The organism is Streptomyces yaizuensis, assembly GCF_034961445.1.
In the GTDB taxonomy this organism is placed as follows: domain Bacteria; phylum Actinomycetota; class Actinomycetes; order Streptomycetales; family Streptomycetaceae; genus Streptomyces; species Streptomyces yaizuensis.
Window position 1 is genome coordinate 20,953 of record NZ_BSBI01000008.1, and the last position, 22,389, is coordinate 43,341.

Annotated in this window: 23 protein-coding genes, 2 tRNA genes, 1 pseudogene and 1 riboswitch; of the genes and pseudogenes, 13 read left to right on the top strand and 13 right to left on the bottom strand. The window is 70.6% G+C overall.

Translation table 11 applies throughout. The annotated features are described in order from the left end of the window. Positions 1-9: 9 nt before the first annotated feature. Positions 10-166: riboswitch (cyclic di-AMP (ydaO/yuaA leader) on the bottom strand. Between the two features lie 213 nt (positions 167-379). The 3 genes from SYYSPA8_RS19595 to SYYSPA8_RS19605 all read right to left on the bottom strand — a co-directional run bounded on the left by SYYSPA8_RS19595 (position 380) and on the right by SYYSPA8_RS19605 (position 2,402). Beyond that, entirely contained in the window at positions 380-1,561 is a 1,182-nt protein-coding gene (locus tag SYYSPA8_RS19595) for a PP2C family protein-serine/threonine phosphatase (RefSeq protein ID WP_323448534.1), read from the bottom strand. Between the two features lie 201 nt (positions 1,562-1,762). Next, positions 1,763-1,836: transfer RNA gene (locus SYYSPA8_RS19600), tRNA-Met, on the bottom strand. A 275-nt stretch (positions 1,837-2,111) separates the two neighbouring features. Further along, entirely contained in the window at positions 2,112-2,402 is a 291-nt protein-coding gene (locus SYYSPA8_RS19605; RefSeq protein ID WP_323448535.1) for a hypothetical protein, read from the bottom strand. Between the two features lie 272 nt (positions 2,403-2,674). On the opposite strand from SYYSPA8_RS19605, the gene SYYSPA8_RS19610 reads away from it, so the two are divergent. Continuing rightward, the gene (locus SYYSPA8_RS19610; RefSeq protein WP_323448536.1) at positions 2,675-3,427 is read left to right on the top strand and encodes an HNH endonuclease family protein; all 753 of its coding nucleotides are present in this window, start codon (positions 2,675-2,677) and stop codon (positions 3,425-3,427) included. Positions 3,428-3,497: 70 nt separating this feature from the next. Here SYYSPA8_RS19610 and SYYSPA8_RS19615 read toward each other — a convergent pair whose 3' ends face one another. Beyond that, positions 3,498-4,550, bottom strand: a complete 1,053-nt coding sequence (locus SYYSPA8_RS19615; RefSeq protein ID WP_323448537.1) for a methyltransferase domain-containing protein — start codon at positions 4,548-4,550, stop codon at positions 3,498-3,500. A gap of 162 nt (positions 4,551-4,712) precedes the next feature. Here SYYSPA8_RS19615 and SYYSPA8_RS19620 point away from each other — a divergent pair, with 162 nt between their 5' ends. Next, complete coding sequence (locus SYYSPA8_RS19620; RefSeq protein WP_323448538.1) at positions 4,713-5,027, top strand: 4a-hydroxytetrahydrobiopterin dehydratase; 315 nt, start codon at positions 4,713-4,715, stop codon at positions 5,025-5,027. 14 nt (positions 5,028-5,041) lie between these two features. On the opposite strand, the gene SYYSPA8_RS19625 is transcribed toward SYYSPA8_RS19620, so the two are convergent. The 4 genes from SYYSPA8_RS19625 to SYYSPA8_RS19640 form a co-directional block, all read right to left on the bottom strand. Then, the gene (locus SYYSPA8_RS19625) at positions 5,042-6,292 is read right to left on the bottom strand and encodes a serine hydrolase domain-containing protein (protein ID WP_323448539.1); all 1,251 of its coding nucleotides are present in this window, start codon (positions 6,290-6,292) and stop codon (positions 5,042-5,044) included. Positions 6,293-6,562: 270 nt separating this feature from the next. Then, entirely contained in the window at positions 6,563-7,105 is a 543-nt protein-coding gene (locus SYYSPA8_RS19630) for a GNAT family N-acetyltransferase (protein WP_323448540.1), read from the bottom strand. An 86-nt stretch (positions 7,106-7,191) separates the two neighbouring features. Then, complete coding sequence (locus tag SYYSPA8_RS19635) at positions 7,192-7,491, bottom strand: 4a-hydroxytetrahydrobiopterin dehydratase (protein ID WP_323448541.1); 300 nt, start codon at positions 7,489-7,491, stop codon at positions 7,192-7,194. A 32-nt stretch (positions 7,492-7,523) separates the two neighbouring features. Then, positions 7,524-8,786, bottom strand: a complete 1,263-nt coding sequence (locus tag SYYSPA8_RS19640) for an XRE family transcriptional regulator (RefSeq protein WP_323448542.1) — start codon at positions 8,784-8,786, stop codon at positions 7,524-7,526. 178 nt (positions 8,787-8,964) lie between these two features. On the opposite strand from SYYSPA8_RS19640, the gene SYYSPA8_RS19645 reads away from it, so the two are divergent. The 7 genes from SYYSPA8_RS19645 (at position 8,965) to SYYSPA8_RS19680 (ending at position 14,234) form a co-directional block, all read left to right on the top strand. Then, positions 8,965-9,174 carry a hypothetical protein gene (locus SYYSPA8_RS19645; protein ID WP_323448543.1) on the top strand — a complete coding sequence of 70 codons (210 nt, stop codon included), beginning with the start codon at positions 8,965-8,967 and terminating at the stop codon, positions 9,172-9,174. A gap of 343 nt (positions 9,175-9,517) precedes the next feature. Next, positions 9,518-10,306 (top strand): fumarylacetoacetate hydrolase family protein, encoded by a 789-nt coding sequence (locus tag SYYSPA8_RS19650; RefSeq protein WP_323448544.1) that lies wholly within the window; start codon positions 9,518-9,520, stop codon positions 10,304-10,306. 183 nt (positions 10,307-10,489) lie between these two features. After that, positions 10,490-11,740, top strand: coding sequence for a helix-turn-helix domain-containing protein (locus SYYSPA8_RS19655; protein ID WP_323448545.1), 1,251 nt, complete (start codon positions 10,490-10,492; stop codon positions 11,738-11,740). A 721-nt stretch (positions 11,741-12,461) separates the two neighbouring features. Then, a complete protein-coding gene (locus SYYSPA8_RS19665) occupies positions 12,462-12,596 on the top strand; it encodes a hypothetical protein (RefSeq protein WP_323448546.1) in 135 nt (44 codons plus the stop codon). Between the two features lie 117 nt (positions 12,597-12,713). Continuing rightward, entirely contained in the window at positions 12,714-13,517 is an 804-nt protein-coding gene (locus SYYSPA8_RS19670) for a hypothetical protein (RefSeq protein ID WP_323448547.1), read from the top strand. 106 nt (positions 13,518-13,623) lie between these two features. Beyond that, positions 13,624-13,938 carry a hypothetical protein gene (locus SYYSPA8_RS19675; protein ID WP_323448548.1) on the top strand — a complete coding sequence of 105 codons (315 nt, stop codon included), beginning with the start codon at positions 13,624-13,626 and terminating at the stop codon, positions 13,936-13,938. Between the two features lie 140 nt (positions 13,939-14,078). Further along, positions 14,079-14,234, top strand: coding sequence for a hypothetical protein (locus SYYSPA8_RS19680; protein ID WP_323448549.1), 156 nt, complete (start codon positions 14,079-14,081; stop codon positions 14,232-14,234). Between the two features lie 125 nt (positions 14,235-14,359). On the opposite strand, the gene SYYSPA8_RS19685 is transcribed toward SYYSPA8_RS19680, so the two are convergent. The 4 genes from SYYSPA8_RS19685 to tgmA form a co-directional block, all read right to left on the bottom strand. Then, positions 14,360-14,611 (bottom strand): GntR family transcriptional regulator, encoded by a 252-nt coding sequence (locus tag SYYSPA8_RS19685; protein ID WP_407706043.1) that lies wholly within the window; start codon positions 14,609-14,611, stop codon positions 14,360-14,362. A gap of 1,713 nt (positions 14,612-16,324) precedes the next feature. Continuing rightward, a complete protein-coding gene (locus tag SYYSPA8_RS19690; RefSeq protein WP_323448551.1) occupies positions 16,325-17,416 on the bottom strand; it encodes a methyltransferase domain-containing protein in 1,092 nt (363 codons plus the stop codon). After that, complete coding sequence (locus SYYSPA8_RS19695; protein ID WP_323448552.1) at positions 17,413-18,417, bottom strand: MvdC/MvdD family ATP grasp protein; 1,005 nt, start codon at positions 18,415-18,417, stop codon at positions 17,413-17,415. Before SYYSPA8_RS19695 ends, SYYSPA8_RS19690 begins: the two co-directional genes overlap by 4 nt. Further along, a complete protein-coding gene (gene tgmA, locus SYYSPA8_RS19700; protein ID WP_323448553.1) occupies positions 18,417-18,707 on the bottom strand; it encodes a putative ATP-grasp-modified RiPP in 291 nt (96 codons plus the stop codon). Before tgmA ends, SYYSPA8_RS19695 begins: the two co-directional genes overlap by 1 nt. A 700-nt stretch (positions 18,708-19,407) precedes the next feature. On the opposite strand from tgmA, the gene SYYSPA8_RS19705 reads away from it, so the two are divergent. The 4 genes and pseudogenes from SYYSPA8_RS19705 to SYYSPA8_RS19720 all read left to right on the top strand — a co-directional run bounded on the left by SYYSPA8_RS19705 (position 19,408) and on the right by SYYSPA8_RS19720 (position 22,151). Continuing rightward, a complete protein-coding gene (locus SYYSPA8_RS19705; protein ID WP_323448554.1) occupies positions 19,408-20,661 on the top strand; it encodes a helix-turn-helix transcriptional regulator in 1,254 nt (417 codons plus the stop codon). A 24-nt stretch (positions 20,662-20,685) separates the two neighbouring features. Further along, positions 20,686-21,000, top strand: coding sequence for a 4a-hydroxytetrahydrobiopterin dehydratase (locus SYYSPA8_RS19710; protein ID WP_323448555.1), 315 nt, complete (start codon positions 20,686-20,688; stop codon positions 20,998-21,000). A gap of 266 nt (positions 21,001-21,266) precedes the next feature. After that, a pseudogene (locus tag SYYSPA8_RS19715) lies at positions 21,267-21,506 on the top strand (site-specific integrase); the annotation flags it as partial. A 183-nt stretch (positions 21,507-21,689) separates the two neighbouring features. Continuing rightward, positions 21,690-22,151 carry a hypothetical protein gene (locus SYYSPA8_RS19720; protein ID WP_323448556.1) on the top strand — a complete coding sequence of 154 codons (462 nt, stop codon included), beginning with the start codon at positions 21,690-21,692 and terminating at the stop codon, positions 22,149-22,151. Positions 22,152-22,315: 164 nt separating this feature from the next. Here the strand turns inward: SYYSPA8_RS19720 and SYYSPA8_RS19725 are convergent. Beyond that, positions 22,316-22,388, bottom strand: a tRNA-Lys gene (locus tag SYYSPA8_RS19725). Between the last annotated feature and the right edge of the window lies 1 nt (position 22,389).

The following is a 22,389-nucleotide window of genomic DNA, read 5'->3' on the forward strand; positions in this document are numbered from 1 at the left end:
AGGCGCACTCCTTTCCTTCCTTCTCGCCTACCGGGTTAGCTGACGGGTTCGGAGCAGGAAGGTCTCCTACGGGCACCCGCCACCGCGAAGAGCACGGTGGATGGAGCCCGATTCACCCCAAGAGGTGGTTCCCCGGTTCCCTTGCGGGATTCGGCGCGTGCGCACGGTGCCGCCCTGACGACGGCTGGGACGACCGCGCTGCGTTATCGAACGTTAATAGACGGGCGGTCCTTATTCCAAGTTGTTCAGGACGATCTTTAATCTCTTTGCCATGGACTTAACGCCACATAAGCGGGCGGAGTCGGGCGACTTGAGCCACCGTCGGGCGGAGAGCCCTATCTGACGGTGCGTCAATTGTTATCGGATGGCACTGCTCCGGCTACGGAGCGTGCGACCCTTTATGCCGCCTTGACGTCAGGGGCCGCAGAACGGAGCGCTCGTGCCGGGTCCGGTGCCCGGCGGAGGGCTCCGCCGGGGGGCGGGCCACCGCGAGCAGCGCCATGTCGTCCGTCGACCCGCCGCCGGTGTGCCGGCGTACGTCGTCCAGCAGTTCGTCGAGGAGTTCACCGGGCCCGGGGAAGACCCGCCCGGCCAGGCGGACGGCGGGTTCGTAGAAGTGCCCCTTCGCGTCCCGCGCCTCGGAGAGTCCGTCGGTGTAGAAGAGCAGCGTCGCCCCCGGCGGCAGCGGATGCTCGCCGACCCGGTCCGGCCAGGCCCCCAGTTCGACCATGCCCAGCGGCAGCGCCGCCTCCGCGGGTTCGAGGACGTCCAGCGCGCCGTCCGGATGGAGCAGCAGCGGTTCGGGGTGTCCCCGGTTCACCAGCCGGACGGTGCCCGAGCCGTGCGGGATCTCCGCGAGGACGGCGGTGGTGAACGCTTCGACGGCGTCCAGGGTGTCCCGGCGCCGGGCCTCCCGGAGCAGCGCCCGCTCCAGCCGTTCGGTGACCCCTTCCAGGGTGGCCTCCTGCTCCGCAGCCTCCCGGAAGGCCCCGATGGCGACGGCGACCGCCTCCACCGCGCCCAGCCCCTTGCCCCGTACGTCGCCGACGACCAGCCGGACCCCGTGCGGGGTGTCCTGGACGGCGAAGAGGTCGCCGCCGATGAAGGCGTCCGCGAGCGCGGCCTCGTACCGGGCGGCGATCCGCAGCCCGCCGATCCGTTCCGCCGGGGTGGGCAGCACGGCGCGCTGTGCCGTCTCGGCGATCACGCGCGCGGAGGCCAGCCGCTCGCTGCCGCGGGTGATCACCCGGTTGATCACCAGGGCGAGGATGGAGACCGTGATCACGGTGAGGAGTTCGGTGTAGGCGGGGGACTCGTCCGCCGTCCCCTTGTGGAAGTGGATGGCGAGCACGCCGAGGACGGCCGCGATGCCGGTCACCAGGGTGGCCCGGAAGGAGAAGAAGGGCGCGGCGATCAGCGGGGCCGCGGTGAACATGGGGGCGGCGGTGAACCGGGGCGGGGTGACGAGGTCGAAGACCACGCCGGCCACGAGCATCAGCGCGGGCAGCATCCGGACGAAACGGCGGCCGCCGTATCCGCTCTGCTGCTCTGGCTGCGCCAAGGGGATCTCCTGACCGGGTCCGCCGACCGCCGCGGACACGGTGTCGCGCTCCCCTCAGGCTTGCCGCAATCGGCGGCGGAGGCGAGCCGCCGCCGTCCAAGTGGGCGAGCGGGGGCACCGGCGCGGGCCTGCGGCGAGGGGGAACGCGTAAACGACCTCGGCCCGGCACTTCACGAGGAAGTGCCGGGCCGAGGTCTTCAGTAGCGGGGACAGGATTTGAACCTGCGACCTCTGGGTTATGAGCCCAGCGAGCTACCGAGCTGCTCCACCCCGCGTCGGTAAACCCAACTCTACGCCATGCGGAGCAAGATCCACACCACTTTCCCCGGCGGTTCGTCTCCGGGCCGCCGCGCGGGTCGGGCGGCGGCCCGTGACGGGACCCCTGGGAGGCAGGATCCCGCCGGGCACGGCCCCGGGAGCGGGGGTCGGACGGTTCATGGCAGCGCGCGAAGACGCGTCACAAGAAGAGCGGAAGAAGAGCGGAAGCGGAAGCGGGGGGCGTGTACGGACCCGGGGGCCGGACGGGCGCGTCCCCGCTCAGCGGAACGTCCTACGGCTGGACCGCGCCCGCGAGTCCGGCGACGGGGTCGGTCAGGACGGCGAGCTGGTCGGTGGCGGGCGCGGCGACCTGGCCGGGCACATCCGTGACGGTGGTCAGCTGGTGGAGCTGGCTCAGCTCGTTGACACCGGTCAGCAGCTGCTCGACGGCGGAGCCCTGCGGGGCGGGCGCGGCGGGGGCCGCGGGGACGGGTACGGGGGAGGCGAAGGCCCCGGCGATGGAGAAGACGGAGGCCCCGGCCGCGAAGGCCACGGCCGCGAAGGCGCGCTGTGTCTTGGTCATGCCGGGACAAACGGCCGAAAGAGGCTGGAGTCACGGGCCCGGTACGGGGATTGACCCGCACGAGGCCGGGGCGACCACCGGAGTGCCGACCGGATTCGTCCGCCGGTAGGCCGGTCCGTACATCCGTCCGTCAGCGTGGCGGCCGCCGGTCCACTCGTACGCCGTCCGGAGCACCCCGCAGGGGGCGAAACGGGTGAACTCCCGCACCCGTCTGGCGCAACCGTTCGTTTCGCTGGCCTACTTCGGGGCGGTCTGCCCGTATTTCGGGTGACGTGATCACCCATGTGAAGCGTGCCGTTCTGGCCGCCGTCTGTCTTGTCCTTCCGCTCTCCCTCGCCACCGCCGCCGACGCGGCGCCACCGCCCGTACCCCCGGCCGCCGTCTCCGAGGCGGCCCCGGCCGCGCTCCCCGGCGCTCCCACCGCTCCCGCCGCACCCCGGCTGCGGGCGCAGACCGCGCGGCTCGGGGTCGCCGTCGGCGGGCTGGCGGTCGGCACCGAGAACCGGACCGGTTACAACCGCGACCTCTTCCGCCACTGGAACGCCGGGCTCGATCCGGCCGATGGCTGCAACACCCGTAACGAGGTGCTGATCGCGGAGGCCGTGGAACCGCCGACCGTGGGGGCGCGGTGCGCGCTGACGGGCGGCGCCTGGTGGTCGTACTACGACGAAGTACGGGTGACACCGGCCGGTGCGCTGGACATCGACCACATGGTTCCGCTGGCGGAGGCGTGGGACTCCGGCGCGTACGGCTGGACGCCGGCGCGGCGGGAGGCGTACGCGAACGACCAGGGCCAGTCCACCTCGCTGATCGCGGTCACCGCGCGCTCGAACCGGGCCAAGGCCGACCAGGACCCGGCGCAATGGCTGCCTCCGGCCCAGGGCGCGCTCTGCCGGTACGCGGCGGAGTGGACCGCGACCAAGCTCCGCTGGGGGCTGACCGTGGACGAGAACGAGCAGGACCGGCTCTTCTCGATCGCCGCCGGGTGCACGACGACCGAGGTGGTGTGGGAGACGGCGCCATAGGACCGACGCTGCGGACCGGTGGCCCGCGCACGCTCCTCAGGGGCGTGCCGGGCCACCGGCGTGTAGGGATTCAGCCAGCGGGAACCTCCGCCACCACCACGTACAGGGTCACGGTGGCGAGGAACGGCCCGGTGGCCAGGTGGTCGAGCAGATCCCGGCCGGCACCGGCGGTGAGATACCCGGCGGCCACCGCCCGCTCGGTGTTCCGCTTCAGCCCGAGGACGGCATCGGCCGCCTGGACGTCACGGAACACCGACACCACCGGGAGCACGGTCGGCACGGTGAAACCGGCACCGGCGGCGAGCCGGGCGAGTTCCCTGCCGAGGGTTCCGTTCCGGATCGCTTCGTCGGCGATGTAACGGGTGTACGCGCGGGAGACCGCCCGGTCGGGGTGGTCGAGGGCGAGCGAGTCCCAGTCGGGCTCACCCATCACGATCCGGCCACCCGGCCGCAGCACCCGCCGGACCTCGGCCAGGACTGCGGCCGGATCGGCGGCATGCTGGAGCGCCCGGTCGGTACGGGCCCGGTCGGCGCTGCCGTCCTCGTACGGCAGGGTGTGCATGTCGGCGACGGCGATCTCGACGCCGGGCAGTCCGGCGGTGCGCTCCCGGGCCCGCGCGGCCATCTCCTCGTCGATGTCGACGCCGATCACCCGCCCGCTCCCGCTCCCGTTCCCGTTCGCGGCACCGGCCATGGCGCCGAGGTCCGTGCCCGGTCCGCAGCCGAGGTCGAGCACCGTGTGACCGGGGCGGATCGCCAGGGCATCGAGCATCAGCCCCTTGTAGGCGCGGCCGGCGTCGGAGGCGGCGACCCGGTCGAGATAGCGGACCTCGTCGGGCCGGACGGACTCGAAGACCCGCTCGGTCACGCGCGCCATGGACCGCGCCTCCCGCTCCAGGACGGCCCGCCCCCGCTCGGTGATCCGCACGGGCCGCGCCCGGCCCTCCCCCGGCAGCGACTCGACCAGTCCCTTGCCCTCCAGCCGCGAGAGTGCGCCGTAGAGACTGCCGGGGCCGAGACGGTTGCCCGACAGCCGCTCGATGGCGGCGTTGATCCCGTATCCGTGCAGCGGGCCGTCGATGAGGGTGCAGAGTACGAGCGTCTGGGCGTCCTGGGTGGCCATGGGGCCAGGTTGCTACGCGACGCGTACTACGCACCACGTACTATCCGGCCAACCATGATCCGGCCATGGGCCGAGGGGCCTGTGCGCGCCACCCGTACGGGGACCGGGCCGCCCGCCTACGATCCGGATCGTTCCCACCCGCCGCCGAAGGAGCATCCGCGCATGGCCGCCACCCCGCTGACCGCCGCCGAACTCGACCACGCCCTGACCGGCCTCCCCGGCTGGACGGTCGAGGACGGCAGACTCACCGCGACCTTCAAGGCCGAACGGGCGAACGTCCCCGCCCTGTACGCGGCCGTCGCCGCCGCCGAGGACGAGGCGAACCACCACGCCGAGGTCCGGATCCTCTACGGAACGGTCGGCTTCGCCCTGAGCACGCACGACGCCGGGGACGCGATCACCGCGCTCGACACCGCCATGGCCGCCAGGCTCACCGCTCTCGCGACGGGGCACGGGGCCCGCCCGGCGGCCGGCTGAGGGGAACGGCCGGGCTATCCGGGCGGGCCTGCGGACGGCCCTTCGGACGGGCTTCCGGTCGGACTTCCCGGTCCACCTCCGGTCGGACCTCCCGCCGGGCAGAAGGCCGCTTCCGCCGCCTCGCGGGACCCGGTGGCCCACTCCGCGTTGGCGTTCACGACAAAGGAGCGCCCGTTCCGCTCGTCCAGGTACATCCCGGAGCGGGACCCGTGGATTCCGCCCGCGTGCCCCCAGACGACGGCCCCGCACGACAGCTCCTGCCGGCCGAGGCCGAGCCCGTAGCGGGCGCCGCCCTCGGCGCTCGCCACGGTCGTGGTCAACGCCTTCTGCTGGGCGGGGGGCAGCAGCCGCCCGGACATCAGGGCGCGGATGAACCGGTGCAGATCGCCGGTGGTGGAGATCATGTCCCCGGCGGCCCAGCCGGAGGAGGCGTTCAGCCGGTCGACCTCGTGCACCCGCCCGGCGGGGTCGCCGAACGGGACCTTCGTGTAGTGCCGCCCCGACGGCTCGGGCAGCGCGGTCGCGTGCCGGGGCAGCGAGGTGGCCCGCAGCCCCAGCGGCCGCAGGATCCGCCGCTCGACCTGGTGTTCGTAGGAGGTGCCGGTGACCTTCTCGATGATCATCCCGGCGAGGATGTACTCGGTGTTGGAGTAGTTCCAGCCCGTGCCGGGAGCGAAGTCGGGGGCGCTGCGCATGGCCCAGCGCACCAGGCTCTCGGGGGTGTGCCGGTGGAAGCGGTTCCGCAGGAAGTCCCTGCCGATGTAGCGGTCGAAGAACTCCCGGTTCGAGGCGTAGTCGCTGATGCCACTGGTGTGGTTGAGCAACTGGCGGATCGTCACCTGCGAGCCGTCGTGGCCGTTACCCGTGACCAGCCCCGGCAGCAGGCTCTCCACGCTGTCGTCGAGGTCGAGCCGTCCCTCGGCCTCCAGTTGGAGCACGACGGTGGCGACGAAGGTCTTGGTGACCGACCCGATCCGGAAGCGGTCCTGGTGCGTCCGCCTCTCCCCGGTCCGCACATCGGCGACCCCGGCGCTCCCCCGCCAGACCCGCCCCTCCCCACCCCCGTCCCGCACCGACGCGAGCATCCCGGGCACCCCGGCCCGTACCTGGTCCTCCATGACCTGCTGCACCCCGGCACCGGGCCGGGGCCCCGGATCGGCCCGGGCGGGCCCGGCGAGCAGCCCGACGGCGACGGCCGCCGCGAGGGCGGGTACGGAGTAGAGGTGATACGGGGCACGGACGGACCCGAGGGCCTGCACGGACATGAACTCTCCTGTCTGCCGCCACGCCCGGGACGGACGCGATCGGCAGACAGGACCCACCACGGCGCCGCCCCGTTGCCCGCACCCGCGCGCCCCGGTCGGGATCAGGCCGTTCTCAATCCCGGGGATCCCCCTTAAGGGCCTCCCGGATGCCACTGCCCCGCCACCCCGGCCCACCGGGACACGTGCCGGCGCCGTATCCGTCCGGTCACCCTGGAAGAGCCCCCTCCGCGCTTTCCGGAATGTCCGGAACCCGATGGTGGCCGGGTGTCGTCAGGCCGGCCCGCCCAGCGGCAGACCGGCCAGCATCACCGCGCACAGGGGCGCTCCGGGGACGGGGGGCCTGCGTTCACCGACCTTGCGGAAGCCCCAGGACTCGTACAGGGCCTGGACACGGGGGTGGGTGATGTCGACCAGCAGGACCACGAGGTCCTCCTTCCGCCCGTCCAGGAGCGCCCGGGTCACCAGGGCGGCCGTCCCGGTCCTCCGCCAGGCCGTGCGGACCGCCAGCTCCGAGTACGCGAACGTCCGGTGCGCCACCGGGACGGTGCCCAGATGCTCCCGCCACCACTCGCGGTAGGGCGCGGAAGGGGCCCCGTAGGCGAAGCCGACCGGCTCGTCACCGTCGTACGCGATCACGCAGTCGAAGGTGCGGTCGCTGCCCCAGTGATCGACAAACCAGGGAAAGCGCTGGTTGAACGCGTCGTCCATCGCATCCGCGTAGACGTCGGCGTGCACGTCGATCAGGGCCTGGCGGATCTGCGGAAGGTCGGTGTGCGCGTAGCGCCGGACGGTCAGGTTGGCGGTGGCGCTCACGTTCGGTCCCCTTCGGTTCGGTGGCGATGCTCCACTCTTGGGCGACGGCTGTGACGGCGCAGGAGACGGTCACCGGCCGTGGGGCGCTACTCCGCCCCGTGGGCCCCGGCTGCGGCTTCGATGCGACGGGCCAGTTCGATGTCGTGCTCGGCCACATACCCACCCAGGTCGCTGGAGCTGATCGCGATGTGCACGGCCCGATAGCCGAGGGTCGCGTCCGAGTGGTGCCCGAGGTCGTCCTGAATCGCCGCGATGTGCATGATGAACGCCGCCCCGGGGATGTGCGAGACCGCGTACGTGCGCTCGATCTTCCGGCCGTCCGTCGACCAGCCGTCGAGACTCCGGATCCGCTCCTCGATCTGCTCCTTGGACAGTGCCTCAGCCATGGGGCCTCCCTGACCCGAAGGGTGGGCTGCACTCACGCTCGGCCCCTTCCCGCTCGGTGGCGGTCCCGCCAGTCCCGGGCGACCGGTGTGGTCGGAGCGAGAGCGATCAGTTCCTGCTGGAAGTCGCCGAGAATGGCGCGCATCCGCCCGGGGAGCGGATCGCCGTTCATCAGACCGACGGAGGCGGTGGCCGTGGCGCAAGCCTGTTCGACATCGTGCTGACGAAGCTGTGCCAGCGCGATCCGGGCCATGTCCATGGCCCGGTTCCGGCGGTACTCCGGCGGAGTGGCGCTGAAGGCCCGGTGGGAGGCGGCCTCGGCCTCGGCGTGTTCTCCTGCGTGTTCATGAACGACCGCGGTGAGCGCTGCCAGGTCGCCGGGGCCGTAGAAGGCGATCCAGCCCGGCTGGGGCTGTTCCGGATCCACCTTCTCCAGAGCCTCCTGGGCATGGCCGAACGAGCGCAGCGCGGCCTGACGTTCCCCCAGATATCCGTGGCCGACGGCGATACGCGCATGCGCCAGAGAAGCCAGCAAGGGGTACTGCCTGGTGCTGACAACGGACAGGGCCGCCTGCCCGGCGTCAAAGGCTTCCCGGTAGTCGCCGCGCTGGCGGGCTGCCATGGCGAGGTTGTTCCAGACCTTCATCTTCGCTACGGGGTCCTGCGCCATCCCGGCAAGGTAGAGAGCGTGGTGGAGCAGCGGAACGGCGCGGCCGGCCTGCTGGGCGTCGACGGCACTCCACGCGGCCCAGACGGTGTACTCGCTCGCCACGCCGAACAACCGGCGCCGGACCCGCTGGGAGGCGGAGAGCTGCTGTAGCCGCAGTGCCTCCTCGGCACCGGCCAGCGCGGCCCGCTCCAGTTGCTCGTGCCCCCCTCTGTTGTTGTCCAGAGAGATCAGCTCATCGATCCCGCTGCGCAGACGCAGGACATCCGACGTGCCCACGGCATGGCTCGCGCCGGCGAAGGGAATCATTGCGGCCGTCGTTGTGCCGGTGGCGGCGGAGAGGAAGATTCTGCGCCTCACGGGTGACTCCATGGGTGCGTCGGGACGTCTCCGGGCTGGCGGCGTGAAGCCCAGCTCTTCGACGGTACATCCGAACACCGTCTCCAGCGCCTCGCGTTGCCGAAGATGCGGCCATCGGGTCTTCCCCGCACTCCAGTGCCGGACCGTCCGGTCGCTGACCGTGCCCCCATGCCCCTGGGAACGCAGAACAGCGTTCAGCGCTTCGGCCGCCTCCCCCTGGGTGAAGCCCTTCTCCCGCAAGGCACCGACGAAAGTCGCGTTGGTCTCCACGAACTCAACGTAGCGACGCGTGATCTGTCGGTGAGCGACAAGGCGGGAATTTCCGCAACGCCACCACCTGGTCCGACTGATTCTTTTCCTCGCGCGGCGGGGCGAGGGGGCATTGACTGAACCGGCCCGCCACCGGAGGCACAGCCCACCGGCAGAAGCGCCGCCCGCAGGGAACGACATGACCATCACGACGCACCGCACACCGGCCGGCCGCTGGCTCGCCGGCGTGGAGATCCCCGAGGAGGTGTGGCGCGGCATCGGGCCGAAGGTCTCCCGTTTCGGCGGCGCCCAGGTGGAGATCGGCTGCCTGCCCGCCGGGGCAGTGGAGCGGATCACCGAAGCCCTCCGGACGGCCACAGCGCCGGCCAACGGCGGTGACGCCCCATGAGGCCCAGCCCGCAGACATGGCTGTCGTGCCTGATGACCGTGACCTACCTGTCCGCCCTCGGTCTGTTCGGCGTCGGCATGGCCGAACTGCTCTGACCCCCGAACGCCGTCCGTCGGGCACCGGCCCGGAGCGTGCGACCACGCCTCCGCACCCCGGGCCCCCGACGGACGGCTCCCCGGCCCACCTGTCCCAGGGCCGGGAAACAGGGCCCCGGCCGCACCCGCCCCCGCGCGCGGCCGGGGCTCGTCGCATCGGCCGGGCGCCCCGTGCACGGGGACCAACACCCCACCGTCAACACGGCGGATCTTCCCCCGACTCCACGCACTGCCTACGATCGGCACGCATGGAGGGACAGCGGTTCGTTCGCTTCGAGTTGCACGGTGCGATCCGGCACGGCCGGGTGAACGGCACCGAGGGCAACACCACGGTGGAAGTCCTGGACGGGGACCCGGCACGGGACGGAGTCCGGCAGGCCGGGCGCACGGTGCCCCTGGACGACGTACGGCTTCTCTCCCCCGTCCAACCCGGGAAGATCGTGGCCATGGGCCGGAACTACGCCGACCACATCGCCGAGATGGGCATGGGCGCACCAGCTGTGCCCCGGCTCTTCTTCAAGCCGCCGTCCGCCGTGATCGGGCCCGGCGAGCCGATCCGCTACCCGGCCCAGTCCCGGCAGGTCGAGTACGAAGCGGAGCTGGCCGTCGTCATCGGCCGCACCACCCGGGGCGTGCCGGCCTCTGCCGCGCTCTCCCACGTGTTCGGCTACACCTGCGGCAACGACGTGACCGCCCGGGACATCCAGAAGGCGGACGGCCAGCCGTCCTGGGCCAAGGCGTTCGACACCTTCTGCCCCCTCGGCCCCTGGATCACCACTGGACTCGACCCGGCGGACCTGGAGATCCGGTGCCACGTCAACGGCGTACTCCGCCAGCACGCCCGGACGAGCCAGTTCCTCACCCCGGTCGCCGACCTCATCGCGTACATCAGCGCCGCCGTCACCCTGGACCCCGGGGACATCATCCTCACCGGCACCCCCGCCGGAGTGGGCCCTTTCCTCCCCGGGGACACCGTGGAGGTCTCCGTCACCGGCATCGGCACCCTGTCCAACCCGGTCGTCCCAGGCACGCAATAGCTCGGCGAACGGCGTCCGGCGGGAGGCTGTACCTGTCCGGCGGACGCACCGAAATTCTCCGCGTACCAGCATCCCCGCTACACCGCGCAGGGTGGCATTTCCCCTATGCGGTCCTGCTCGTTCTGGGTACAAGAACGGTGGGCGCCCTCCCCGGCGTACCGTGGACGAGCCGGAGGTGGGGCAGTGTCAGAACTGGCCAAGAACGTTCGACGGTACCGACGTGCTGCGGGACTGTCGCAGGAAGACCTCGCAGCTGCCTCTGACCTGGCCGCACGTACCGTTCAAAAGGTCGAACAAGGCGGAACGGTACGGACAGAGACGCTCCATGCCATCGCCCGAGGGCTTGGGGTCCCGACCTCGCAGCTGTTCGTTGCGGGCTCACCGGCGCCGGTGGTTGAGGACGAGACCACCAGAAGGAGTCTGGTGCCGATCCGCATGGCGCTGATGCCTCCTGTGGGGCTGGACGGAGTCATTGCGGACCGCGCACCGCTTTCGGATACCAGTGTCGACCTGCGGCAGCGCATCCTGGATGTTCACACCCTCTACCGTGCTGACCAGTTCGAATCCGTGGCCACCCAACTCCCCATCCTGTTGCGACAGACCGAGGCCGCTGTTTCAGCGGCAAGCGGCAAGGAGCGCCGGCGGGCCACGGTCACGCGGGCCCTCGCCCTGCTGGTGTCGGGGAAGTACCTCACTCAGGTACGTCAGTACGACCTTGCCTACCAAGCGCTCTCGGAGGGGATTCGGCTTGCACGGGACGTAGAGGACCGGCACACGGCCGCTGTAGGCGTCGTCGGGCTTGGATGGTTGTTGCTGAGGCAGGACCGGTTCGCGGAGTGCTATCAGCTCGCTGTGACCACAGCGGAGGCGATGGAGCCGCGCATGGCCGACGCGGATAGTGCACGGGTTGGTCTGTGGGGGGAGCTGTGGATGCGGGCCGCCGCATCGGCCGTTCGCGACAATCGGCCCGAAGACGCCAAACAGGCACGCCGCATGGCCGCGCGTGCCGCCGCCGGCATGAGCAGAGAAGATCGGCACTTCCCGTCGACATGGGGTGGATTCGGGCCCGTCAAGGTGTCCATCAAGTCGATTGAGGATGTCTTGGTCAAGGGCCAGAGCGTGAGCGATGCACGGCAGGTCGTCGCACGGTCCACGCGAGGAGTCCTGGAAGCACGGTCGATGCGGAAGCTGGGCTTTCCGGCGGAAGGCGCCGACTGGCATCGGCACCGGTTGGACCTGTCCTTGGCCTACACGGTGCTCGGGTCCCACCAGGACGCGATGGACGAGCTGTCAGGAATCAAGGTCAGTGGCGCTGAGTGGATCAGGCATCAGCCGATGGCCCGTCGGGTCATGGGGGACATCCTGCGTTCCCGTAAGCGGACGTTGACGAGGGACATGCGGGACATGGCCGCTTACCTGGGGATCGTCGGTTAGGTGTCACGCTCCGTGTGACTTCGGTGGCTATGTGCGGCGTGATCGACACTGCCGCGCTGGTGGTCCGCCGAACCGTCGGTCCATACGGTCTTCGTGTCTGGCCCCACACCCTCGGAGGCGCCACGATGACCACCCCACGCAGCAGCACAGACCGAGCACGCCGACGTGCCCTGTACGACGCGGCGGCGGGACTTCCCGCCGCACCGGAAACCCACTCGAAGACCCCGCCCGAAGCCGGCACCCTGGTGCACGACCGCAAGCGGGACCGGGTCGGGGAGTTCCACGGAGTCGCAGAAGGCGGCTGGATACTCCGTCCCCCGGGCGGGGGAGCGGAATGGACCGCAGCGCCCGACGAGACCGAACCCGCCGGCACGTACGACCGTCTACGGGCTCTCACCCGGGCTGACGAGACCACCCGGCGGGCGCACCGCCGATGACGGCCGTCTCATGCCCGCGTGTCGTCTACTGGGCTGAGGCGACCGGCGAGGGGCCCGTGTCGGGGCGGACGGTGTCCGTTCGGCTCGGTACCCATCTGGCCTCGACCCGTCGGCTCGCGCTCCGGTGGCTGCACCACCAGGCGCACCGCATCGCCGATGGCCTCGACCCCGCCCCGGACGCCTCCTGGCTCGCCGGCACTGCGCGCGCCTTACCTCCCGTATCGGCTGACGTACCGAGTGCTTTACGCCAGTGGTGCGCTGATGACGACGCGCAGAGTGCCGCGATGGCCCAACTCGGGATCGCGCCGTTCTCCCTCGCTGTCTCCGATCACACCGGGCTGTACACCCTCTCGGTGTGGCCCGTGACCATTCCGGCCGATGCGGCGGGACTCTCCCGAGCGGGCCGGATACGGCTGTGAGAACCGCGTTCATAGGCACCGCCGCAATCGCCACCTACGTCCTGGTCGGCTGGCGCCTCGCGGTGCTGATCACCCAGTAATCCCCTTCCCCGTACCTCCTTCCTCCCTGGATCCGTCATGCCCGAACCCGCTCAGCCCACCTTGGTGGACGAGCTACGCAGCTCCCTGGATGTGCTCTCCCAATGGACGACCTACCCGTGGCCCGACGTGGCCACCATCGCGGGACACACCGGGACGGCCGTACGCGACGCACTGACCGCGTGCGGAGTGTGGGACCGGCTCCCGGAGTGCGAGCGGGCAGCCGCGCACTGGTGCCTTGCTGACAGCCTCCGTCTCCGCCATGCGTGGACGCAGGCAGTAGAGAGGGCCGGATACGAACCGCTCGTCGCTCGCTTCCGCGCCGATGTCGCCCACTTCGCGGCCAAGTGCGATCCCCACGGGGCCGCTCGATGGCCCGAAGCGGACCCCGAACGGGTGCACCAGGGGGAGATCGCGGTGTATCTCTGGGGCGCGTTCCGCCGCCTGCGGGCCGAGTGGAGAGCATCCGTCCTCGACCAGGTAGCCCCCGTCGAGCCTCCCCCGGTGCTGCTCACGGGCGCCCCGCGTCCTGCCGCCCCTTTGGCCCGCCCAACCCTTGCCGCTGCTCTCGCCCTCGCCGGCGCGAAAGCCGAACGCGATCAGGACCCGCCTCCGCGCCGGTCCGGTTCCCGTACGTACGACACCGCTGTGGTCGCGGACCGAATCGGACGCCTGCCGACGGGGTGGCAAGTGGAGACCGTACGGCGGATCGCCGCCGGAGCCGACCCGCTGATCGTCTCGTCCGAGGCCGCCCAAGCGATCAACATGCTGCGTTCCGTCGGCGTGCGCATCGGTTGGAACGCCGCCCCGGAGGATGAGGGATCCGGTGCCAGCGGTTGCTGAACGTCCGGGCCCACGGTCCGGGCTGTCCGGGACGGATACGTGTTCCGCGTGCCGGCGGATCGGGGAGTACCTGATCCGTACCGCACGAGGGTCTGATCCCGCCGCCGTGGAGACCGCTCGGGCGCTCCGGGACCTGCACGAGGTACGCGCCCACCCGGCGGCGGTGCGCGCACAGGCGGACGCGGACCCCGGGCCACCGGAGCGGAAACGGCAGGACGGGCGGGTTCGCCGCACGGATGCCGAGGTACGCGCGGCCCGAACCAGGACGGACACCGAGCGGGTGACCGTCATCGCCCGCTATCTCGCCGGCGAATCCCTCGGCACCCTCGCCGGAACGTACGGCGTATCTGACCGCTGGCTGAAGACCAGGCTCGAAACGTGGTCCGTTCCCCTGCGCGGCAGGAGAAAGCGGGTCCCGTAACCCCCATCTCCCGTCACGGCCGAGACCACGCCTCCTTGGACCGTGGCGGGTACAACCCCCGTCCGGCTGTCACCCCACATCGGCGGGGACGGTCGGCAGCCGGACGGGTCTTCCCACCCGAGAACAGGTCAGGAGATCCCGTGGCGCGTAAACCGGCACCAGCGGGCGACTCGATGCACTCGCCCCGGGCGAGGCCGGGCATTCTGCCGGACCCGCAGGGGAACAGGGCGGAGCGCCGCGCGGCGGAGCGCGAGGCCAGCAAGCAACAGCAGCAAGCGGCCAGGAAGAAGAAGTAGTTCACCGACTTCCGCACTCGGCTGCCCCGGTTCCACGGACTCCCGGGCTGCCACCGAGAGCGGACCGCCCGACCCTCAGTGACGGCGGAAACCGTCCAGAGGGGGACGGGGTCCTTCACATCTGGCTACGCGTTGCCTTGGTCGTTGTCCTCGTCCCGTTCGGCGATGAACGACCCCATGCCGGCCACGGTGGTGATCAGCCCTTGTTCTCGTAGCGCTGCCGTCGCCTTGCGGACCGTCACCCGGGCAACGGCGAATTCAGCCTCCAACTGCACTTCGGACAGGCGGTGTCGCGGCTGGTACTCGCCGCTGATGATCCGCTGTCGCAGCACCTCGGCGATCTGCTGCCACTTGGGGCGGGTCGGGTCGTACTCCATCACAGACCGGACCGTACACACCCACATCCATCACTACATAGATACTCATAGCTACAGCTAGCTATAGACAGGTATCTACAGGTTAATCTACCGTCGGAGACGACAACGCCCCGAGGGACCGGGCCTAATCGATCCGCTCGGGGCTCCGCCGATCAGCTAATGGGAGCTGACGACATGCTCGACCCTATCTCCCGTGCCCTCGCATGGATCCTGGATGTTCTTCTGCCAGCTCACCGGCCCGAGGGGCGGCACTCCGCTCGGTACCTTGGCGCACGTCCCACCGCGCCGATCGACCCCGTCACCGCCAGCCCGTGGTCCCGCCCCTGGACCGGGCCGACCAAGGATGAGGCTCAAGCGATCTTCCGGCAGCGAGCAGAAGCCGCCTTGCGGCTCCGCTCCCTCCAGCAGCAGCGCCGTCGGGCCCTGTACTACGCCACGTGGGGAATCGACTTCCCCTACTCGTACGAGGGAGCACCGTTCGGGTCGGACGCGTTCGAAACGGCGAGAGGGACCGCGTGATCCGCCAAACACTGCCCAGGCCAGCCCCCGGAGCCGGCCTGGGCCGACTGACGACTCCCCGGTCCGCCCACCCCAGGAACGGCACAAAGGGCCCCGGCCACGCGCCTTCCCCAGCGTGCGGCCGGGGCTCGCTGTTTCGCCCTCCGCCCAACTGACCCGACTTCAGATGACGTACTGGATCCGGCGGGATGACAGGTCGCCCAACCCGGCAGAGAGACCGGACCCCAACTCGCGATCGTTTACCTTTCGGGCCAGCAGCGGGCCACCAAACGACCCCCAGGCCCCCAGAAACACAGAGAACCCCAGGCCAGACAATGTCTGACCTGGGGTTTTCGCGTAGGCCGTGTCGGACTCGAACCGACAACCAATGGATTAAAAGACCTGGCGATCTTGTGCTGGGGTGTCACCTCTGGTACCCGCCGACCGCAGGAACCCGCTCGGCCAGGCGTTCCGTGTCGCCAGATCCAGATCCGAACTCCTTCTACCGGCACGTCCGCTCACGCACACCGCCGACTTGTCCTTGGCGCGGCACCACGCAGAAGTCCGCTCGTTGGGTACTACAACACTGCACTGTTGGGACCTTTCTCTGCCACCGTGGTCCCGTATTTCCCCGCACACGCGGGGATGGTCCCAGTCCGCTCGGCTGGATAGGCCAAGCCTCAGAGTGGTCCCCGCGCACGCGGGGATGTCGGCCCCTCCGCCGTACTGGAGGTGCCTTTTTCACATGGCCCCGGCACTCGGAGATGGTCTCTTTATCGGCACTTGCTGGAGGGGCCGCCCGTGAGAGCTCCCGGCCCAGGCGTGGGGGCATTCCATCAACTCGTGGCGCAACGAGTGACGTCGGCATGGCGACTGCCTTCGTGCTGTACCCCAACAACGGATGCACACGTTCCATCGGTTCCCGCTCGCCAGTCCGACCCTCTCATGCTGCCCTGTCACACCCGAGGGGACTGTTGCTGCCATCCCAGTGACTCCTGACCGACGCCTCGGTTTACCCCAGCAATAGGGGTGGCCAGGTTGGCCAGCCCCGAGTTTCAACAGGAGGGGAACATGGTCGTCATTGCACTGAAGGTGCGGGAGCCTTGGTGGTCCAACCCAGGGTGGTTGCACATCATCATCAGCCTGGCCATCGCTGCCATCTCCTGACAACCCGACCCCAGCAGGCCATGTCTGCTGGGGTCGCACGGCCCCAGTTCATCCGCCCAAGACCCAGCTCGACCCATCGGGGTTGTCGAGCCAGACTCGCTGGCTTTCGGAGGTGATGGTGATGCCGTAGCGGTCGGGGGTGGGACGGCCCGCGATCCGGTAAGTGCGGTGGGCGTCTTCGAGGGTGGTCCAGAGGGGGCGGGGGCCCGCCTCGGTCACCGTGGTGTCGGGGTGAGCCTCGGCGATGGACCCGTCGAAGTGCCAGACGCGGGCTCCCGTGATCCCGCCGTTCTCGCCCAGGTCGTACTGCCAGGTGAGGCCAGGGAGGGCGATGCCGACGAGGAAGCGGAAGTGGTTGTCGGCGATGGCTTCGGCGGGGAGGGTGGAGGGGCGGCCGGGGCCGGTGGGCAAAGGCGGGCGGCGGGTCGGGATGCCGTCGGTCGGGGTGTGGCGCAGGGGCATGAAGAAGGCGCCGTGGGGGAGGAAGCGGCCAGTGGCGGTGCCCGGTCCCGTCGGGTGGATACGAGCGAGGGCGTTGCCGAGCGGTGCGAGAAGGAAGCCGTCGGCGGTGAGCTGCTGAAGCAGGGCCGGGGGGACCGTGGACAGGCCGCAGGTGACGATGATCCGGTCATAGGGGGCGCGGTCAGGGGCACCGAGGGAGCCATCGCCCGTGATCACGGTCGGTCGGTATCCGGCAGCGGCCAGGCGCTCGCGGGCGGGCCCGGTGATGTCCTCGGCGATGTCGACAGTGGTGACGCGGTCGTCGCCGAGGCGGTGGGCGAGCAGGGCGGCGTTGTAGCCGGTGCCGGCGCCGATCTCCAGGACGTTCATCCCGTCCGCCACCCCAAGGGCTTCGAGCATGGTGGCCATGAGGGACGGCTGCGAGCTGGACGAGATCGCCGCCCCGTCCGTTCGGTGGGTGACCAGGCTGCGGTCCTCGTGGACAGCGGTGAACCAGCGTTCGTCACCGGAGACGCGCTCCCCGGAGGGTGCGTAGAAGTACGGGACGAAGACGTGGCGGGGGACGTCTTCGAAAGCGCGGCGCCAGTCCGGGTCGGTGAGGTCGCCCGCGTCAGTGAGGGCCTGGGCGAGGACGCGGCGGGCCTCGGCGGCGGCCTGATCCGTGAAAGCGCTGGTCATCGGCGGGTGGGGCCTTTCTGGAGGAGATCGGCGATGGCGTAGGTGATCGGTTCGCGGGTGGGTTCGATCCAGGCCCACTGGCCTCCCGCGTTGACATCGACCAGGTAGTGCACGCCCCGGTCGTCCACGATGAAGTCGAGGGCGGCGAAGACCAGGCCGAGGCGGCGCATCATCTCGCGTACCGCGTCCTCGATCGAGGCGGGCAGGTCGATGGCGGTGTGGGTGAAGGCGTCGGAGTCCTGACGCCAGTCCGGTCCGGTGTGCCCGGCCGGGGCGTGGATCGCTGCGGCGAAGAGCCGCCCGGCGACGACCGCGACGCGGACCTCGTACGCGCGGTCCGTGATCTCCCGCTGAAAGAGGTGCGCGGTCAACGCGATCCGGGGGTCGCGCCACTGCTCCTCGGGGACGCGGCGGGTGTAGAGCTGGCCCCGGGTGCCGCCCTCGGTGTGGACGATGCCGCCGAGCACCTTGGTCACGATCCGCCCACCGCAGCGTCGGGCGAAGGGCGGTACGGCGGCCGGGTCGTTGGTGATCAGCGTCTCGGGCACCTGGAGCCCGCTGGCCACGGCGGCGGCCAGGTGTACCGGCTTGGTGCAGTCGACGTTCGCCTGCGGCCGGTTCACCCACAGCACCCCGGGTAGCGAGCCGAGGACGGTGATCGCCCGCTTGGCCTGCCCGACGGCGAACCGACGCTCCGGGCCGCTCATCGAATCCGGCAGCTCGTGGGCGGTGGGCTTGCGCCACCACACCGCCCGCAGCTCCGATAAGTCGATGCCCTGGACGGAGTCGTGGAGGGAGCCGGCCCAGCGGCTGTCCGCCCCCAGCTCCGTACGGAGAGTGGTGCGGGTGGGGAAGTCGGCGAGGTCGGTCCGCCAGAACGGGACCCGTCGCTCGTTCAGCTCGCGCAGGACGAAGTCCGCGGTGGGGTCCAGGGCGTGGGTGACGACGAGCACGCGCGGCGGGAGCCCGCCGCGCGTGCCCTGACTGGCGCGGAACGTCATCAGTCTTCGTACTCGTCGTCGTTCTGGTCCGTGTCGACGGCGATGGCGTCCTTGCCGTCCGACTCGGTGTTGCAGGACGTCTTGCTCATGGTGGGGTGGGCGTCGGCCGGGAGGCCGTCGACCAGGGAGAGCTGGCTGACCGGGTCCACGGTCAGCGCCGGACGGTGTCCGTGGACCGGTGTCGGATCGGTCAGGCTGTCCAGGCCGAACGGACGAGTCTCAGCCGGTCCGGCGGGCTCGCCGGCGATCTCGTGGGAGAGGGACGGGACGCGTTCCAGGAGCAGGGACATCAGGGTTCCCCTTTCGTGGTGGAGAGAGTGTTCGGGTGGTCCCGGGCCGGGTGGACCGGGAGCGTGCGGCCCCGGGCAGGGAGTGGGGGATCGTTCGGTCCCTGCCCGGGGCAGTCTCAGGAGGTGGCGGACGGTTCGGAAACCGCCTCGGTATCGGCGGCGACGACCGGCAGAGGTTTCACGGGCAAAGCCGCGTCGATCGCCCGTGTCATGAGCACGAGGAAGGGCGGTACGACACCGATGACCCCGAGCAGCAAAGCCGCGAGACCAGGGCGCGAGGGGCGCCCGGCGGCGTGCCTGCCGGTCATCGCGCGCCGCCCAGGGAGAGGAACACCGTCCACTCCTCGGCTGTCCAGCGGGTGGGGTCACCGTGGCTGCCGCGAAACGTCTGCGCGGCCTCGGGGAGCGGTGCTCGGTCACCGGACTCGCTGTCACGGGCACGGGGCCCAGACACCCGAGGGCTTTCGTGTGCGGCGTCTGTGCAGGGGGGTCGGGACACCGGCTTCACCTCTTCCCTGGGGTGGCGAGTGGCTGACCGTTCCAGGGAACCGCCGGACCCCACCGGGCGGCCAGGAAGCCCGACGGCCACAGAGCGGCCATTGACCGGCCACTTCGAACAGATGGACCGTTCTTCCGTAACGTCGGGTATGAGCTGATCAGTTGGGCGTTACGTTGGAGAGGTCGATCGCAAGGGGACACCGTGAGGACCAACGACAGGCTGCGGGCGGCACGGCTCGACCGTGGGTGGCTCTCCCAGGAGAAAGCGGCCGAGGAGATCAGCACGGCGGGCCGGCTCGCGCTCGGAGATCCGTACTTCACCGTCAGCGTGCGCACCTACCGGCGCTGGGAGTCGGACCGGCCCGGCTGGCCCCGGCCCGACACCGCCGCCGCCCTGCGTGCGGCCTTCGGCCTGAGCCCCGAGCATCTAGGCTTCGCTCCCCCGCCCGGCCACCCCGTCCGTCTGCGCCCTGCGGAGGAGGGATCTTCCATGGAACGCCGCAGCTTCCTGGCCGCCGGTTCGGTGGCCGCGCTCAGCATCGTGAGCCCTGCCGACCTCAGGCCCCGGGACATCGACCCGGCCCTGGTCGGCTACTTCTACCAACAGCTCGACGGCCACTACGCAGCCGACATGATGCTCGGCCCCCGCGATCTCATCGGGACCGTCGCCGAGCAGTACCGGCTGATCAGCAATCTCTCCCGGGCCGCCAACGGCCCCGTACGCGAGGAACTGCTCCAGGTCGGGGTCACCTACGCCGTCCTCGCCGCCTGGCTCCACCAGGACGCCGGGCTCTGGGACTCCACCGCGTACTGGCACGGCATCGCCCAGTCGGACGCCCAAATGACCGGGAACGCCGATCTGACCGCGTACGCCGTCTCCAACATGGCCCGCCTCCGGATCGATCTCGCCGACGGCCGTGCCGCCGTCGACCTGTGCCGGGGAGGGCTGGGCGAAGGGCACCGGCTCTCGGACCGCATCCGGGTCAACATCCTGAACCAGCAGGCCCACGGCCACTCCCTGCTCGGAGAGCGGGCCGCGGTCGACCGGACCCTGGACGAGGCGTCCCGGACGGTCGTGACGGTGGACCCCTCCATCCCCTGGGGCGCGGCACACCGAAACTCGTACTTCTTCGAGGTGCAGCGGGCCACCTGCTACGGCCGGATGGGGCTCCAGGCCGAGGCCCGGCGTATCTGGGACCGGATCAACGCAGACATGCCCCCGGCCGCCCGCCGCGACACCGGCGTCTACCTCGCCCGCCAGGCAGCCGCGTACGCCGCCACCGGCGAACCCGAGCACGCCGTGACCCTGGCCGCCGAATCCGCCGAGATCGCCGCCCAGACGCGCTCCGCCCGCCATCGCAAGGAACTGGAAACCCTCCGCGAGAGCATGAGCCGCTGGCGGGGCGACCCCATCGGTGACCGCCTGGTCAAGGCCCTTGGACCACTCACCGCGTAAAACCGTTAAACGAAGGAGCAACCCATGGCCGCTACCCCGCTGACCTCCGCCGAACTCGACCGAGCCCTGGCCGACCTCCCTGGCTGGAGCATTCGGGACGGGAAGCTCACCGCGACCTTCAAGGCCGACCGCCGCGCCGTCCCCGCCTTCTACGCCGCCTCCGCGACAGCCGAGGACGAGGCCAATCACCACGCCGAGATCACCATCCTCTACGGGACGATCGGCTTCGCCCTCAACACCCACGACGCCGGGAACGCCATCACCGCCCTCGACACCGCCATGGCCTCCCGCCTCACCGCACTGGCCGCCGAGCACGGAGCCCGCCCGGCGGACGCCTGACGGACGGGGTCAGCGTCCGCGCGGTCGTACCGCCGAAGCGGCGGGCGCGATGGCCGGCCGTACCGGCGAGAGGAGGCCCTTCGCCCGTACGCTCCGATCCAGGCTCTTCACCGGACGGATGTCGAGCCCGTGCAGCCGCCAGACCAGCACCTCGGACAGGGAGTCCGCAGTGCCGAGTTCCCGCTGGGCAGCGGCCTGCCGGAGCAGAGCACCCGCATCGTGACCCGCGCGTTCGGCCTGGTCCAGTACGGCGGTCAGGACGGGCCTTCCGCCGCGTGCTCGCCACCACGGGTCTGCCGCCGATCACCTTGCGCCACGTCGCCGCGACGCTCACCCACGGCGAGGGCGGGGACCGCCACTCGGTCAAGGAGACGCTGCGGCACTCCACGATCACGCTGACGTCGGACACGTCCACGAGCCTGCTCCCAGAGGTGGACCAGGCTGCGGCTGAGGCCGCCGCGCGGCTCATCCCCCGCAAGAGCGGGGGCGCCCCTCAGGCGAGCTGATGGCGCGCCGCCCACAGCGACAGGCGCCCGGTCGATCCAGCCGGACGTCCTGCGCCCTATCACTCGCTTGTCCCCCAAGGGGCAGATTCCGGCGGCTTGGCTGTTTCCCCGGCCGGAACTCTGTACGGGTGCGAAGCTCTGCCCGTGGGACGAAACAGCCAACGCCGCCGAAGCGCCCGCGCGATGCGAAAGACTCGCGCCACCGCGCCCGACCTGTCCGAGATCTCGCGAGTTCGTACGGCGAAGCGTCTACGAGCCGACATCGCTTCCTGGATGGCGAATCCGTCCAAGGGGCCGGGTGGCTCCTTCATCGAGGGTGAGCACGCGTCGGACCCGACCATGGTCTTCACGACGCTCATGTTCTGGCTTGTTGCCGCCCGGGAGCAGATCACCGAGAAACAGGCACGTGAAGCCGTCGAATGGGTCTCCGACACCCTCGGGATCGCGCATGACGACCTCATCCAGGCAGCGGGATTCATAGGCCACCCGGACGCCCCGAACATCACCCTCAACGAGGGGATGGAGCACTACGGGGACAACCCGATCACCTTCGTCCTGTACATGCTGCTTTTGTGCGGCGGGCTGGTCGCCACGGTCGGCGAGGGAGACCCGGACTGGCTCCGTCAGTTCGACCTCGCCAACTAGCCGTTACGTCTCCGTCGGCGCAGCCGGGCCAACAGCTCGTTCGGCGCCCCCGCTCACGCATCGCCCACGCACGAGCCCCCCAAACGCCGAAGCGCCCCACCCGGCTGATGCCGGGTGGGGCGCTTCCTCACAGGTCACGGGCTTGCGCCCGCCCCCGCGCTCGGTAGGCCGTGTCGGACTCGAACCGACAACCAATGGATTAAAAGTCCACTGCTCTGCCAATTGAGCTAACGGCCCT